This is a genomic window from Chitinophaga sp. CF418, assembly GCF_900142925.1.
Lineage (GTDB): Bacteria > Bacteroidota > Bacteroidia > Chitinophagales > Chitinophagaceae > Chitinophaga.
Genome location: NZ_FRCN01000003.1, coordinates 372,031 through 387,304 on the forward strand (window position 1 = coordinate 372,031; position 15,274 = coordinate 387,304).

9 protein-coding genes are annotated in these 15,274 nt (G+C 47.2%); 6 read left to right on the forward strand and 3 right to left on the reverse strand.

The annotated features are described in order from the left end of the window. Window positions 1-15: 15 nt before the first annotated feature. Together F3I09_RS09185 and F3I09_RS09190 are read left to right on the forward strand one after the other, a co-directional pair. Window positions 16-1,665: a hypothetical protein gene (locus tag F3I09_RS09185; protein WP_149694734.1), complete on the forward strand. Its 1,650-nt coding sequence runs from the start codon at window positions 16-18 to the stop codon at window positions 1,663-1,665. 131 nt (window positions 1,666-1,796) lie between these two features. Further along, on the forward strand, window positions 1,797-2,852 hold the full coding sequence (locus F3I09_RS09190; protein WP_149694735.1) for a hypothetical protein: 1,056 nt from the start codon (window positions 1,797-1,799) through the stop codon (window positions 2,850-2,852). 433 nt (window positions 2,853-3,285) lie between these two features. On the opposite strand, the gene F3I09_RS09195 is transcribed toward F3I09_RS09190, so the two are convergent. Both F3I09_RS09195 and F3I09_RS09200 read right to left on the reverse strand, forming a co-directional pair. Next, window positions 3,286-4,179 carry an SDR family oxidoreductase gene (locus F3I09_RS09195; RefSeq protein ID WP_149694736.1) on the reverse strand — a complete coding sequence of 298 codons (894 nt, stop codon included), beginning with the start codon at window positions 4,177-4,179 and terminating at the stop codon, window positions 3,286-3,288. 235 nt (window positions 4,180-4,414) lie between these two features. Further along, entirely contained in the window at window positions 4,415-6,541 is a 2,127-nt protein-coding gene (locus tag F3I09_RS09200; protein ID WP_223233189.1) for a prolyl oligopeptidase family protein, read from the reverse strand. Between the two features lie 332 nt (window positions 6,542-6,873). Here F3I09_RS09200 and pfkA point away from each other — a divergent pair, with 332 nt between their 5' ends. Next, window positions 6,874-7,854 (forward strand): 6-phosphofructokinase, encoded by a 981-nt coding sequence (pfkA, locus tag F3I09_RS09205; protein ID WP_089832908.1) that lies wholly within the window; start codon window positions 6,874-6,876, stop codon window positions 7,852-7,854. A gap of 11 nt (window positions 7,855-7,865) precedes the next feature. After that, window positions 7,866-9,356 carry a pyruvate kinase gene (gene pyk / locus F3I09_RS09210; protein ID WP_188133745.1) on the forward strand — a complete coding sequence of 497 codons (1,491 nt, stop codon included), beginning with the start codon at window positions 7,866-7,868 and terminating at the stop codon, window positions 9,354-9,356. A gap of 78 nt (window positions 9,357-9,434) precedes the next feature. Here the strand turns inward: pyk and F3I09_RS09215 are convergent, their stop codons facing one another. Beyond that, the gene (locus F3I09_RS09215; RefSeq protein ID WP_149694737.1) at window positions 9,435-12,281 is read right to left on the reverse strand and encodes a TonB-dependent receptor domain-containing protein; all 2,847 of its coding nucleotides are present in this window, start codon (window positions 12,279-12,281) and stop codon (window positions 9,435-9,437) included. A 516-nt stretch (window positions 12,282-12,797) separates the two neighbouring features. On the opposite strand from F3I09_RS09215, the gene F3I09_RS09220 reads away from it, so the two are divergent. Continuing rightward, window positions 12,798-13,802, forward strand: coding sequence for a helix-turn-helix transcriptional regulator (locus F3I09_RS09220; RefSeq protein WP_188133746.1), 1,005 nt, complete (start codon window positions 12,798-12,800; stop codon window positions 13,800-13,802). A gap of 103 nt (window positions 13,803-13,905) precedes the next feature. Next, window positions 13,906-15,264, forward strand: a complete 1,359-nt coding sequence (locus F3I09_RS09225; protein WP_149694739.1) for an NAD-dependent succinate-semialdehyde dehydrogenase — start codon at window positions 13,906-13,908, stop codon at window positions 15,262-15,264. The last annotated feature ends 10 nt before the right edge of the window (window positions 15,265-15,274 follow it).

The following is a 15,274-nucleotide window of genomic DNA, read 5'->3' on the forward strand; positions in this document are numbered from 1 at the left end:
CCGAATTACGTTAGCATGAACGCTTATATCAAACATATTCACCGGTTTCTGGCAGTAGCAGGTTGCAGTGCAGCAGGTATATTGATGCATCAGCAGGCATACGCGCAGGAGAACCTGAAAGAGGAAACTATCGATATCATTTCCAATTACCGCCCCAAACTGCGGGACGCGGCAAAACTGAACCTGACAGCTTCCCTGCCTGGTTTTGATACTACCCGTCCGCGTCTGCAGTACCAGGTACCGGCCCTGAACCTTTATTTCATGTACCAGCCCATTCCGCTTAAACCGCTGGCGCTGGGTAAGGATTCACTGAGCCAGTTACAGAACAATTTTATCAAAGTTGGTTATGGTAACCTCAGCACGCCACTGATACAGGCAGGTTTTGGTACCGGCAGGCAGGAGAAATATAACTTCGGATTGTATGTGAACTACACATCTTCCAAGGGAGATATCAAAAACCAGGACTACAGCGCCCTCAATGTGTTGGGTTCAGGTACTTACTTCACTCCTCTCTGGGAAGTGAATGGCAGTATCGGGTACGACCGTAACCAGGTGCATTATTATGGGTATGATCATGCAACGCTGGAATTCTCTAAAAACGATGTCAGGCAGACCTTCAACCAGTTCACCGCGCAGGTGGGCGTAAAGAACAGGACACTGAACGACTGGGCATTTAAATTCGAGCCTTCCGCTAAGTTCATCTACTTCAGCGATTCCTATAAACGTAAGGAGCCTACCGCAATCTTAAAGATCCCGGTATCAAAGCAGCTGTTTGAGGACATTTACCTGAGAGCTGAGGGTATCTTTGACCTGTCTTCCTTTAAAGAAGACGATCATGCGCAGATCAACAACAACGTAGTGGCCATTCACCCGGCGCTGGAGATCATCAAACCGCGCTTCGTATTACATGCAGGTGTAAACCCTACCTGGACCAACAGTAAGTTCTACCTGCTGCCAGACATCGTGAACGAGTCGCACATCATCTACAAGAAAGTGATCCTGAGCAGTGGATGGATCTCTTACGTTAACAAGAACAGCTACCGTAACCTGGCTAACCAGAATCCGTTCATCGGCAGCTATGGCGAAGGTATCCTGAACACAAGAATAGAAGAGAAATACACCGGTATCAAAGGAACGATCGGCAGCCACTTCAACTACAATACCAAATTTGCCGCTGTTACCTGGCATAACCTGCCGCTGTTCGTGAATGACAGCATTGACGGTAAAACCTTCTACACCAAAAACGAAGAGGAGTTAAAAGCCTTCAACCTGCATGCAGAAGTAGGTTATATACAGGAAGAAAAGTTCCAGCTGAGACTAGCGTTCGACTGGTTCAACTATAACAAACAGAAGACCGAGATCAAGCCCTGGGGCCTGATCCCTTTCCAGGCAGACGCTTTTGCACAGTATACTATTGCTAAAAAGCTGCATCTGAATGCGAACCTGTACTACCTGGGTGGTACTTATTACCAGGTATTTGCTACGCAGGATTTCGACAAAACCAAAGGTAAATGGGACCTGAGCGCCGGTGCGAATTACGATATTGGCAAGAATTTCAACATCTGGGTGAATGCCAATAACCTGTTTAATTCCAAATACCAGCGGTGGTACGGATACCCCACTTACGGCCTGAATGTACTGGGAGGCGTGATGATTAAATTTTAAAATCGTAAAATTGCAGTCATAATCAAGGATTAAGGATCAGGAATTAAGATAATATATTGCCCCATTCCTGATCCTTAGCTCCTGATTTCGTTCGAGAGAGTCATTTTATAATAATAGGAATATCTACGTAATTGGTACTACAGCAATACATACAGGAAATTTTGTTCAGGCAGCATACCTGCTGTCTGCCCCAACTAGGCGTATTCAAATTGACGCATACCCCGGCACGTTACGATGTTACCAATAAAACAATATCCCCTCCGGGAGAGATCATCACATTTGAGGAAACATTGACAAACGACGGAGGCCTGGTGGAATGGATCTCCCAGAAAGAGCTGCTGGTGCCTGCCATTGCGCAGCTCAAGATGGAGAAATACATAGATGATTTCAAGCAGCTCCTGAAAAAGGGCGAGCCTGTTGTAATACCCGGTGTGGGAATATTACGTGCCAATACAGTGGGCAGGATCTCCTTTGAACAGGAACCGCCTGCCATTACCAGAGATGTACTGCACGTCAGCCCGGTGATCAGGCAGGATGCCAGTCACAAAGTAACTGTAGGTACGAAGGAAGTAGTGAATAAGCAAGTGGTAGATCACCTGACGGCATCGGCATCTTCTTCTTCAACCTCATCCGCATCTTCAGTTCCCCCGGCGGCGTCTTCCGATCAGGGAGTTAAACCGCCCACAACGACTGCCACTACAACACCGGCAACAGAGGACTACGAATACGAAGAATATACAAGGGAAATACCCTCCAAATTGCGCTGGCTGTGGATCGCTATCCCTGTAGCCTCAGTGGCGACTGCTGTTATTGTATGGTATTCCGTCAACAAGAACAGGCCAGAGATCACAAGAGCAGAGAGTGCTCTAAATCCGGCCCCTGTTGAGGCAGAGCCCGCACCTGAGCCACCAGCAGTGGACAGTTCCGCCCAGGCAGCTGCAACACCGGCTGTGCTGGAATATGATGTTATTTTCCAGGTATATAAAGCCAGAAAGGCGGCAGAAAACATGTATAGAACGCGAACAGCATGGAAGCAACCAGTAGTGCTGAGAACCAATGCTGATTCCTCCAAATTTATGTTGGGCGAACACTTTAGCACTCCTCCGGTCGATACCACTGCTATCAAAGATTCGATAGCCAAGAAGTATGGTGTAACTAAAGTCTTTCTTGAGCTGAGTAAGCCATAAGAGTGATCTACATGATCCCAAACGGGCAAACATACAAGGCGGGGTAGTATTTCCTTTATTTCGGAAATACTACCCCGCCTCTTTTTATACAATCTACAATCTGAAGTTTCAAAATGCTGTCACCTCCGGATATGGCGACGGCCACGAGGCGCTTTAATTGCAGGTAGAGCTCCCGGACCTTATCCCTTTGAGGGGGCCGAAACATTCGACAGGGGTTAAATAGCAATCCAAAGCTGAAACATCTGACAACACACAACAGCACGTCCTCTCAGCGGGATACAACCCGGGGACCTGTCAACCGAAGGTATCCCCCCTCGTCCCCCTGGCAACAGACAATAGCCCTCCCTAAGGCAAAATGCCTCTTCGTGGAAACTACAGCCAGCTCTGATCCTGAATTACTTGGGGAAACGTGTACCCTGGAGCTATAGATACACTAAATCTCTTTTGCAACAATATCCAGCCCTTCTTCAAAACTATGGGGAGCAAAACCCAGCTCTTTCACAGCCTTGTCTATAACAAAACCTGTTTTAGCGGGGCGTTTGGCAGGCTGTGTGAAGCTTTTGGCGTCTACCTTTTCAAGAAGCTGTGTGTTCAGTTTAAAATAACCGGCGGTTTGTAGTGCCATCTGATAAGGGGTCAGTGTTTCCTTGCCGGAGATATGGAATATGCCGGTGGCCTTTTTGTCTGCTACCAGCTTACATCCCGCTGCAAGGTCCTGTACAAGCGTAGGAGTACGCCACTGATCATCCACAACCTTCAGTTTTTTTCCCTGCTCCAGATTGCTCTTTACCCAGGTGATAATGTTGCTCCGTTTAGGATCTGCCGCAACGCCATATACCAGTACCGTACGTACGATAGCCCACGGAAGCTTACTGTTACGGACCATACTCTCTGCCGCTACCTTGCTGGAGCCATAATAGCTGATGGGGTTGACTACGTCCTCTTCCGCATAGGGTCCCTGTAAACCGTCAAATACAAAGTCGGTGGACAGGAAAATGAAGAAGGTGTTGTGCTTTTCAGCAGCCTGCAATAAATAACGGGTTGCCGCTACATTCGTGTCCCAGCAGAGGTCTTTATTGCGTTCACAGTCATCTACCTGGGTCATAGCGGCAGCATGGATGAGTATATCCGGCTGATGCTTTTCCAGCAGGTGCCGCACACTGGTGGCGTCCCGCAGATTGGTAGCTTCGTAGGTATATCCCGTCTGCATCGGCAGGCGGTTCGGGCCTCTTCCGCTGGCTATTACCTGATACCGGCCATCCTCCAAAAAAACTGGAATAAGGTGCTGGCCCAATAATCCGTTGCTTCCTGTGATTAATACCTTCATTTCTATGCCTTTTACTAAAATTACGAATTCAGTTTCAATTCCGAATTACCAATTACAGTGGAACAGGAGGATTATATCCATTCTTATCTGTAATAGCGAGGCACTGAACCCGCAGCCGTAAGGCCCCAGGTCAGGTAATACACTGTAAACTGCGGGCTGCCGGGCTTAAAGCTATACTGCATAAAAAAAGCCGTATCGGTGTGATACGGCCTTTGACGTTAATGAGTCTATATATTTATTTAATGCTCATACCCAGGTTATACATGGTGAATGCCCAGATATCAGCTGATTCGTCGATCAGTTTGGAAGTCGGTTTACCGGCTCCATGGCCTGCCTGGGTTTCTATACGTATAAGCGTTGGGTTAGTACCGGCGTTGGCTGCCTGCAGGGTAGCAGCAAATTTAAAAGAGTGCGCTGGTACTACACGGTCATCATGATCAGCTGTTGTGATCAGGGTAGCCGGGTACTGCGTACCTGCTTTCAGGTTATGCAGCGGAGAGTATTTGTACAGGTAGGGGAATTGATCTGCCTTAGCACTTGTACCAAACTCAGTCACCCATGCCCAACCGATAGTGAAGTTCTGGAAACGCAGCATATCCATCACTCCTACTGCAGGCAATGCTACCTTGAACAGGTCAGGGCGTTGTGTCATACAGGCGCCAACCAGCAATCCTCCGTTGGAACCGCCACGGATAGCCAGTTTGGAAGGACTGGTATATTTAGAGCTTACCAGGAATTCCGCAGCTCCGATGAAGTCATCAAATACGTTCTGCTTTTTTTCCAGCATACCAGCCTTGTGCCATGCTTCGCCATATTCACTGCCACCTCTCAGAGATACTACTGCATAAATGCCTCCCTGCTCCATGAAGAAAAGGTTGGAGACGCTGAACCCGGGCGTCATAGGAATATTGAATCCACCATAACCGTAGAGCAGTACAGGATTCTGGCCGTTCAGTTTAAGACCTTTCTTATAAGACAGGAAGACAGGTACCTTAGTACCATCCTTGCTGGTAAAGAAAAGCTGTTTGGTCTCATAGTCCTCCTGGCGGAATTTTACCTCTGTTTTAGCGAAGAGGCTTGACTTCCCTGTGGCAATGTCATATTTATAAATAGTTGCCGGGGCCACAAAAGATGTAAAGGAATAGAAGAACTCCTTATCCTTGGCAGTTGCGGCAAAACCACTGGCAGTACCAATGCCCGGCAGGGCAATCTGCCAGTCCAGCTTACCATCGTAATTATATTGTGCTACCCTTGAAGAGGCGTCTTTCAGATAAGTGGCAAACAATCTTTTGCCGGCAGTGCTTACACCCTGTAATACCTCCTTCTGCTCGGGGATGATCAGCTTACGGCTGGAGGGATTCTTCGGATCTACAAGCTCTACCTTATAATTGGGTGCACCCTCGTTGGTGATCAGCAGCAGCTTATCGCCATCATTATCGATCACGTTAGGCTCAAACTCGAACCCTTTTACCAGCAGCTTAAATTCTTTCTGGGCAGGGTCCTGCAGGTCCCAGTAAGATAACTGGTTGCCGGATGTGCCTTCAGACTCATGCAGGATGAGGAAGCGTTCGTCTTCCGTAGCTTCTACACCGAGGTTGCGCAACGGGTGTTCCTTGTCCTGGTAGATCAGCTCATCCTGCTCCTGGGAGCTGCCCAGGCGATGGTAGTATACCTTATGGAATTCGTTCTTTTTAGACAGCTTGCTCTCTTCTGTAGGCTTGTCATAGCGGCTGTAGTAAAAGCCATCCTTCCGCCAGGAGATGCCGCTGAACTTGATCCAGTCTATTGAGTCTTTCAGCAGCTGTTTGCTTTCCACATCCATTATAAAGGCCTGTTGCCAGTCTGAACCTGCCTTGGCGATCTGGTAGGCCACATATTTCGCATCTTTTGAAAAAGAGAGGCTTCCGAGCGCTACTGTACCAGCGTCTGAGAACTTGTTGGGATCGATGAAAACCTCGGGAGTGCCTGTAAGAGATTTCTGGCGGTACAGCACAGCCTGATTCTGCAGACCATCATTTTTAAAGAAGTAGTAATAGTCACCCTTTTTGTAAGGTGTCCCTATTTTAGGATAGTTCCACAGTTCTTCCAGCCTCTTCTTAACAGCTCCGTGAAAAGGTATCTTGTCGAGGTAAGCGTTGGTAACGACGTTTTCAGCCTTCACCCATGCTTTTGTTTCAGGGCTGTTATCATCTTCCAGCCAACGATACGGATCGGCTACAATAGTACCATGGTAGTTATCGGTAACGTCTGTTTTATTAGCTTGCGGATAAATAATTCCTGTCTGTTGTGCTATTGCAGGTCCTGTTATCATAAATAAATACAAAAAAGTAAAGATAGGGCGTCTGAGTTTATGTGCTTTCATCTGAATTGTTTGGGTTTACATTTAAATTATATCTATGTATATTTTTTAAAAAATTTGTCAGGTTGGTTAATTAAAAATGAAAATTTCATGTAATTCATCAGAATACTATTAGAAAGAATACGCAAAATGTTATTTTTGTGCGCCACTTAGATATTTTCCTGGCAATTTATGCATAAGCAGCGTGATTTTCAGGAAAAAAGGTAAAAGCAGGGGGTTGGAAAACAGGGGATGCAATATCACACGTTAGGGGTATTTCGAGGATATAGAAGCTAAAAAGACACCGGATTCCCTGAATCCAACATAAAAACGTAGAGAGGGAAATAAACATAACTATGAAAAAAGTTTCTAACATCGCAGTCCTTACATCAGGTGGAGACGCGCCGGGCATGAATGCCGCCGTTCGTGCAGTTGTAAGGACCGGAATTTACCATCAGTTAAATGTGTATGGTGTTATGTATGGCTACAGGGGAATGCTGAAGAATGAAATATTTCCCTTGGAGTCCAAGTCTGTGGCCAATATCATTCAGCGCGGGGGTACCATTTTAAAGACCGCACGTTGTAAAGAGTTTTATGAAGCGGAAGGCAGACAGAAAGCCTACGAAAATCTCAAGAAGCACAATATTGATGGTATCGTAGTTATCGGGGGAGACGGTTCATTCAACGGAGCATATAAGATGAGCCAGGAATTTGACATTCCATGTATCGGTTTACCAGGCACTATCGACAAGGATATTGCAGGTACTGATTTTACCATTGGTTTTGATACGGCAGTGAACACAGCTGTGGATGCTATTGACAAGATCCGCGATACAGCTGATGCGCACGACCGTTTATTTGTTATAGAAGTAATGGGACGTGATGCAGGTTATATTGCCCTGCACAGTGGTATTTCTACTGGTGCTGAGCACATCATGACCCCAGAACACCTGATCGATGTACAGGATATTATAGAAGATCTGCAGACCAACGAGCGCCGCAGGAAGCTGGTGAATATCATTGTAGTTGCTGAAGGTTCCATCGCCGGCGGCGCTGAAGAAGTAGCCCGTCAGGTAAAAGCCAGCTGTCCGCAGCTGGATACACGTGTATGTATCCTCGGACACATACAACGTGGTGGCTCTCCCTCCTGCCAGGACCGTATCCTGGCCAGCCGTATGGGTTATGCAGCAGTAGAAGCACTGTTGAACGGTACTTCTAATGTTATGGTAGGCATTGTAAACAACAAAATCCAATATACCCCTCTGGAACAGGCTATCAAAGCCAAAGAACACCTCGATCCGGAATGGTTAAAGATGGTTAAAATACTTGCGAGTTAAAAAATAGAGCTATGAGTACAAAAGATTTATCAAAATACGTACACAAACAGATGGATCATGAAGCTTCCCGTGCGCATTCCCAGCACAAAACCAAAATCGTGGCAACTGTCGGCCCGGCCTGCGATACCTATGAAGGCTTACTGGCATTAGTAAGAGCCGGCGTTAACGTGTTCCGTCTGAACTTTTCACATGGCTCTCACGAGGATAAACTGCGTATTATCCAGTATATCCGTCAGATCAACAAAACTGAGCCTTACAATGTAGCCATCCTGGCTGACCTGCAAGGCCCTAAACTGCGTGTTGGTGAGATCGAGAACAATGCATTACCACTGGTAGCTGGTCAGATCCTGACCTTCGTAAATGAGAAAGTGGTAGGTAATGCTGTAAAGATCTACGTTTCCTACGCAGACCTACATAAAGACGTTAAACCAGGTCAGAAAATCCTCCTGGATGACGGTAAAATTGAAACAATAGTAAGAGAGATCACTGCCGATGGCGAGATCAAAGCTGAAGTGAGCCTGCCAGGTGTATTGTCTTCCAAGAAAGGCTTCAACCTGCCAGACACTAAAGTTTCCCTGCCGGCTCTGACCGAAAAAGATATCGTGGACCTGGAATTCATCATCGATCAGGAATGTGACTGGGTTGCCCTGTCCTTCGTTAGACACGTAGATGACCTCCTGCTGATCCGCAAACGCCTGAAAGAACGTAATTCCAAAATGAAGGTGATCTCCAAGATCGAGAAACCTGAAGCAATTGCGAACCTGAAGGAAATCATCTGGGAAAGCGACGGCGTAATGATCGCCCGTGGTGACCTGGGTGTGGAACTGCCTGTTGAGCAGATCCCAATGATCCAGAAAGATATTATCCGTAAATGTATCCACCGTGCTAAGCCTGTAATCGTGGCTACGCAGATGATGGAAAGCATGATAGACCGTACCCGTCCTAACCGTAGTGAGATCACTGACGTAGCGAACGCGGTACTGGAAGGTGCTGATGCCGTAATGCTGAGTGGTGAGACCGCAACAGGTCAATTCCCTGAGCTGGTGATCCAGACCATGAGAAAGATCATCGGTGAAGTAGAGAAAGAAGACATCATCTACAATCGTAACCTGATCCCTCACCGCCACTCTCCTACCTTCCTGAGCGATGCCCTGTGCTACAACGCCTGTAAGATGGCAGAAGACCTGGATGCAGATGCGCTGATCGGTATGACCCAGAGCGGTTACACCGGTTTCATGCTGAGCAGCTACCGTCCACGCTCTCCGCTGTTCATCTTCACCAAAGAAAAAACACTGGTGAATCAGCTGAGCCTGAGCTGGGGTGTACGTGCGTTCTTCTATGATGGTGAAGAAGGCCTGGATGAGATCATCTCTGACCAGATCAACATCCTGAAAGAAAGAGGTTTCGTGCAACCAGCTGACGTTGTAGTGAACACCGGCAGCACACCAGTAGCAGAACACCTGCCTACCAACACGATCAAGATCTCTACCGTTGCTGAATAAGCGGGAACGGAACAACATTATATAAATAAAAAGGTCTCGTATTAAACGAGACCTTTTTATTTATACTTACATCATCCATTATAGTGTCAGCACAAAACGTGTAAAGAGACGGATCCCGTTAAAGCCCATCTGCACAGCATCCCATGCACCGCCACTCTCACTGTCGTAAGCTGATAACCTGGCTCCGTTCGCAACGCCCAATGAAGGGTGTACATTGAAGATATTATCAGCACCGATGAACCAGTTAAGCTGTTTGGTGAATTTATAATTTACAGCCAGGTCTGTTACAGCCTTACCTTTATATTTGAATAGCTCAGGCACCAGCTTGTCAGGATCGCTGTCCAGGCCTACTACCGGGTTAATACCTGTACCTGCCAGGTCTCCGCTCCAACCATAACCATACAGTTCCACTTTACCAAAATAGGTCACGTGAGCGCTTACACCAAACTTATTGATACCATAGTCCAGGTTCAGACCGATCTTCACCGGAGGTGCAGAAGCCAGTACAAAGCGCTCCTCACGGTCGCTGAAGAAAGATTTTCTATGCACGTAGGTGTCATTCAGTCTTTCTGGTACATTGATCTTGTCAATCTCCATATGCTGGAAGTTAGCTGCCACCAATGCCCTGAAGCGCTGGTTCGCCCAACGTTTGTTATAGTCGATCACCACATCGATACCTGTGTTGGTGGTATTTACTGCATTGGCGAAGAACTGTGCATTATCTATATGCAGTTCGTTCAAAGTATTGTACAATTCTTGAGACAGTGTAGTATCGCTGGCACTGAACTGGCCAGACAATACGATCCTGTCTTTTACCTTCACGAGATAACCATCCACAGTTACAGACAATGCGCTAACCGGTTTCCAGGTGAAGCCCAGGCTTGCGTTCACTGATTTCTCCTGTTTCAGATCGGGAATACCTGCCGCCCTGGTAATACTGTTGGTATTGGGAGCGATCTTCACCTCAGTGATCAGACCTCCCTGTACGTTGGTGTACTGGGAACTGAAATTGATCTGTTGCAGTGAAGGAGCACGGAAACCTGTGCTGACAGAACCACGGATATTAAAGTTGGGCGTTACTTTATAGCGGGTGGCAAACTTATAGTTGCTGGTAAAACCAAAATCACTATAGTTCTCAGCACGTACAGCAGCCCCTATTAACCATTTGCTTGTTACATCCAGCTCCGCGTCCACGAAACCGGCAATATTGGAACGGTTTGCATCCACTTCATCGGAAGGACGGTAACCGGGGAAACCCTGTGCCCCTGTAGCCTTGAAGAAAGTGGGATCATAGTTTCTGTAGGATGCTTCCTCGCCTGCATAGATCTTGTAATTCTCATACCTGTATTCAGCACCGAAGGCCAGGTGGAGGCCTGCGGCTACGTTGGGCAGTTCCTTACCCACAGTCAGATTGGCTGTATTCTGCAGGAAAGAGAATCCTCCGTCGTCAAAATGGGTAGGTGTGTTGGCTCCCAGAGAAGCATTAAAAGTTTTATCTCCATAGAAGTGAAAATCGTTACGGCCCAGAACATTGCTCAGGTCCCAGGTCCAGCCATTGCCAAATTCGCCCTTGATACCGGCTGCTGCTGACCAGTCATTGATCTTGTTCTGAATATGCGGATCAAATACTGTATCGTTAGGTAAACCACCGGGAGATGTAACCGGGTACATGATATCCGAATAGAAGATCAGGTTCCCGTTCGCATCTGTAGGGAAACGGTCGGGATGCCCACTGGAACTGGGGTTATTTCCGTTGAAATGCCTGGTATAGGCATAGGCATCAGAAAATTTATGGTTATAACCGCCAAAGGCATAAAAAGTAGTACGTCCGTCAGCGAAAGGTAGCTCCAGGTTCAGCATACCGCCACCGGTAGTTTTGGAAGCATCTCCGTAAGACCTTCTTACCACGTTAATAGGCAAAGCATCTTCATGGGTCATGTTGGTATCCAGCACCTGGCGGAAGGTTTTGCCCTGTTTCAGGAAGTTACCGGAGAAGTTCAGGAAGCCGCCATGCTTACCCAAAGACACACCGTAATTCAGTCCAACGGAAACGGCATTACCGTCAATTGCACCATTGTTCTTGTATTGGTTTAATTCCTTACCGAAGTAGGTGTTGTATTTATGGTCATAGTAACCGGCATAACCGGCATTTACATACAGGTGATTCACATCTTTCTTAAGAATGATATTGATCACACCCGCGATAGCGTCTGAACCATACTGAGCGGAAGCACCGTCACGGAGTATCTCCACACGGTCAATAGCCGCTTCCGGAATGGCGTTCAGGTCGGTACCGGAGTTACCACGGCCACGGGTACCATATACGGCCACGAAGGCTGTCTGGTGACGGCGTTTGCCGTTCACCAGCACGAGGGTCTGATCTGGTCCGAGGCCACGGAGGGTGGCGAGGTCTATCTGGTCGGCTCCGTCACTACCACTTTGCTTGTTATAGTTAAATGAAGGCGCAGATACATTGAGCAGGGCTGTCAGGTCCATCTTGGCAGTAGGATAAGCCGCCTGGCTGAGTGAAATGACATCCACCGGAACAGGGGTTTCAATCTTTGCCCGTCCACCCGACCGGGTACCTACCAGTACCACCTGGCTTAGTTCCGACACCGTGGAAACCAGCTGGATATCCACCGTTGTGCGGCCGCTTATGGGAACAGATAAGGCTCTGAAGCCAATAGCACTGAGTTCCAGCACATCATCTGACTTTGCTTCAATGGAAAAGGTACCATCCTTACCGGTTAGTGTACCGGAACTGGCCTGTTTTACCCTCACAGTGATTCCTTCGAGTGGTACTCCTGTGGTGGCGTCTGTGACTTTACCGGTTATTCTTTGTTTCTGGGCATATGCCGCCGCTAATGGTACATACAGGCATAATAATAAGAGTACAATACGAATTAGACTACTGGTTGACTTCATTTGTGTTTGGTTTGGGTTATTATTTAAATATAACCTATTTCAGGCATATAGATAAAATAGCGTTATTATACTCAAGTATTAACTACTTGAATGTTATAACATTTATATCTCATCTATTATTATGGATTGCCCTGAATATTAACACATTTTTCCAATACTTGTTTAACATCCCCTCTAATACCGTGATCAGCTTTTGAGATGTAGATAAGCAGGAAAAGGATCAGCCATCGTTAACGAGTCATTAACTTTTGGCAATAAACAAAAGAATAATTTTATGATCAGATAGCCATTAGAACTATAATGTGAATGCTATTTTTTGTCATTGTGAAAGTTTACTAAACCAAAGTAAGAATATCCCTGTCTTGTTATCCTGTTAAGGTTACCGCCGCCTTTTCATCACAAGATAGCTGTTAACGCTACAACTGATACCACGTTATGCACATCCCGATGATGTTCATACCTGCATAATGCAGGATGAGTGTCGCATCATTTTATCACCCTAAAAACCAATCTGAAATGTTTTTGCTTTCGGCATCATTTGAATTTTTTAAAGACATCCTTTCTGCCTCAGATGTTCCCCGGAGATTTTCCGGCGCTGTTCTCCGACATTCGACCAGGGTTCTGCATGGCGATGCACGGAAAACTATTCTCCAGCAGATGATGGCAGCAGGTTTATTCGAAGTATTTGAACATCAGGTAATATGTGAAGCCCTTGAAACAGAAGTATTACCTACCCCGCTAAAGCCCTCTCTTCATCTGCATATTTCCCTCGACGATAACAATGTAGATGCGTTTGTAAATGGTACGGACAACGTGGAACTGAAAAAGGAAGAAGTGAACCTCTTTTACCTGGAAGCGATCAATGTTGCCATTATTCCGCAAGGCAAACATTGCTTTTTCCACATCAGCTTCAACAAGGATACATTATTCTACCTATTAAAGCGACCGCCATTCAGATGGCTGTTTTCCGATATCAGACAGAAGGTACAGGAAGCAGAGAAAAACATGGGCGGCATGATCAACGCTCCCCGCCAGGTAATGCTGGATGCATATTTCATGATGCTGATACAGCACATCAGGCATTGCCGTCTTAACGAACTGGCTACTATCTTTTACCGGGAGAAAAAGTGTATACTGATGCTGGAACATTTTATACGGCAGTTGTTGCCGCAAAAGAAGAGCAAGATAGCACTGACAGGTGATGATGTTATTCTGCTGGACAGTGTAAAAAAATATATCAAACGGAATGTACAGAGGTCACTTACCTTGCAGTTCCTGTGTCAGCAGTTCGACATCAGCACAGTTTTTCTTGCGAAAGGCTTCCTTCAGCTGAACGGTATTTCCGTCAATCATTTCATACATCTTTATCGCATGGAAAGCGCTGCCAGTCTGCTGGCTAATCAGGATCTGCCATTGAACAGCATTCCGCAGGCAATAGGCTACAGTACCTTTAAATCCTTTGCTGCCGCTTTCAGAAAGTACTTCAATTGCAGTCCTTTTCTGTTCCGTTATCCATCATAATTTCCACACATCATCCAATCCATCGGAGATATTTTATAAACGTTACATTTACACCGCTGCAGACGGGCATGTATGTTGTCTGCAATAGTGTAAATTGTTTTATATGAGCACCTTCAGAAGTATCAATCCATATAATCAGGAAACAATAGCTGAATATGCCCCTTATACGGAGGCTGATATTGAACAGCGGCTCGCATGGGGCCACCAGGCATACCGCCATTTATCGCATAGCAGCCTGCAGGAGCGTTGTGACTGGATGCTGACCCTGGCCGGTTTACTGAAGACGAATGTCGAAGCGCATGCGGCCCTCATTACCAGGGAAATGGGGAAAACCCTCAGGGAAGCAAAGGCGGAGGTATTGAAGTGCGCTACATCTGCTGAATATTATGTAGAACATATTGTTGAAATGCTGCAACCCAAACTCATCACCTCGGATGCGCAGCAAAGCTATATATCATACGAGCCGAAAGGTATTATACTGGCTATTATGCCCTGGAATTTCCCCTACTGGCAGGTGTTCCGTTTCGCTATTCCGAATTTGCTGGCCGGCAATACCGCCCTGCTGAAACATGCCAGCAATGTAAGCGGCTGCGCCCTGGCTATTGAAGACCTGTTCCTGCGGGCAGGGTTCCCGGAAGGGGCTTTTCAGGCATTACTGGTCAATTCAAAGAACATTGAACCCATCATAGCAGATCCGCGGGTGCAGGGTGTTACCCTCACAGGCAGTACCGGCGCGGGTATGAGTGTCGGGGCGCTGGCGGGGAAATACATTAAAAAGTCTGTCCTGGAGCTGGGCGGCAGCGATCCATTCATTGTGCTGAAGGACGCCAACCTGGATGAAGCTGCCAGAATAGCCGTAAAGGCCCGTATGCAGAACGCCGGACAGTCATGTATTGCGGCCAAACGCTGGATCGTGGAAGAAGCCATACTGGGGGATTTTACCGACAAGGTAAGCAGCATCCTGGGGCATATGCGCCAGGGAGATCCTTTCAACCAGGAAACGGATATGGGGCCCATGGCACGACCCGACCTGGCGGCAGAACTGGCCCAGCAACTGAAGCAGACCGTCTCCCAGGGCGCCAGTCTGGCATTGGGTGGGCAGCACCAGGAAGCCAACTTCGTTCCGACCCTGCTAACCGGCGTACAGCCCGGCATGACCGCCTTTGACGAGGAGACCTTCGGTCCCCTGGCAGTGATCATCAAAGCCACCCATGAAGACCATGCCATCCAACTGGCCAACCAGACGCCTTTCGGATTGGGATCTTCCCTCTGGACCACCGATCTTGACAAGGCCAGGCGGCTGGCCCGGCAGATAGAAAGCGGGAACGTATTTATCAATGCGATGGTACGCTCAGACGTCCACCTGCCTTTCGGAGGGATAAAACAGTCCGGTTATGGCAGGGAGCTGGCCCTTGAAGGCACACATGAATTTTTGAATGTTAAAACGGTTTATATAGCTTAGCAGGCTGAAA

What these genes read in the sequence shown, in the direction of transcription:
- F3I09_RS09215 (WP_149694737.1), bottom strand. Translation starts at nt 12,281, where the DNA reads ATGAAGTCAACCAGTAGTCTAATTCGTATTGTACTCTTATTATTATGC.
- F3I09_RS09225 (WP_149694739.1), top strand. Translation starts at nt 13,906, where the DNA reads ATGAGCACCTTCAGAAGTATCAATCCATATAATCAGGAAACAATAGCT.
- F3I09_RS09200 (WP_223233189.1), bottom strand. Translation starts at nt 6,541, where the DNA reads ATGAAAGCACATAAACTCAGACGCCCTATCTTTACTTTTTTGTATTTA.
- pfkA (WP_089832908.1), top strand. Translation starts at nt 6,874, where the DNA reads ATGAAAAAAGTTTCTAACATCGCAGTCCTTACATCAGGTGGAGACGCG.
- F3I09_RS09185 (WP_149694734.1), top strand. Translation starts at nt 16, where the DNA reads ATGAACGCTTATATCAAACATATTCACCGGTTTCTGGCAGTAGCAGGT.
- F3I09_RS09195 (WP_149694736.1), bottom strand. Translation starts at nt 4,179, where the DNA reads ATGAAGGTATTAATCACAGGAAGCAACGGATTATTGGGCCAGCACCTT.
- pyk (WP_188133745.1), top strand. Translation starts at nt 7,866, where the DNA reads ATGAGTACAAAAGATTTATCAAAATACGTACACAAACAGATGGATCAT.
- F3I09_RS09220 (WP_188133746.1), top strand. Translation starts at nt 12,798, where the DNA reads ATGTTTTTGCTTTCGGCATCATTTGAATTTTTTAAAGACATCCTTTCT.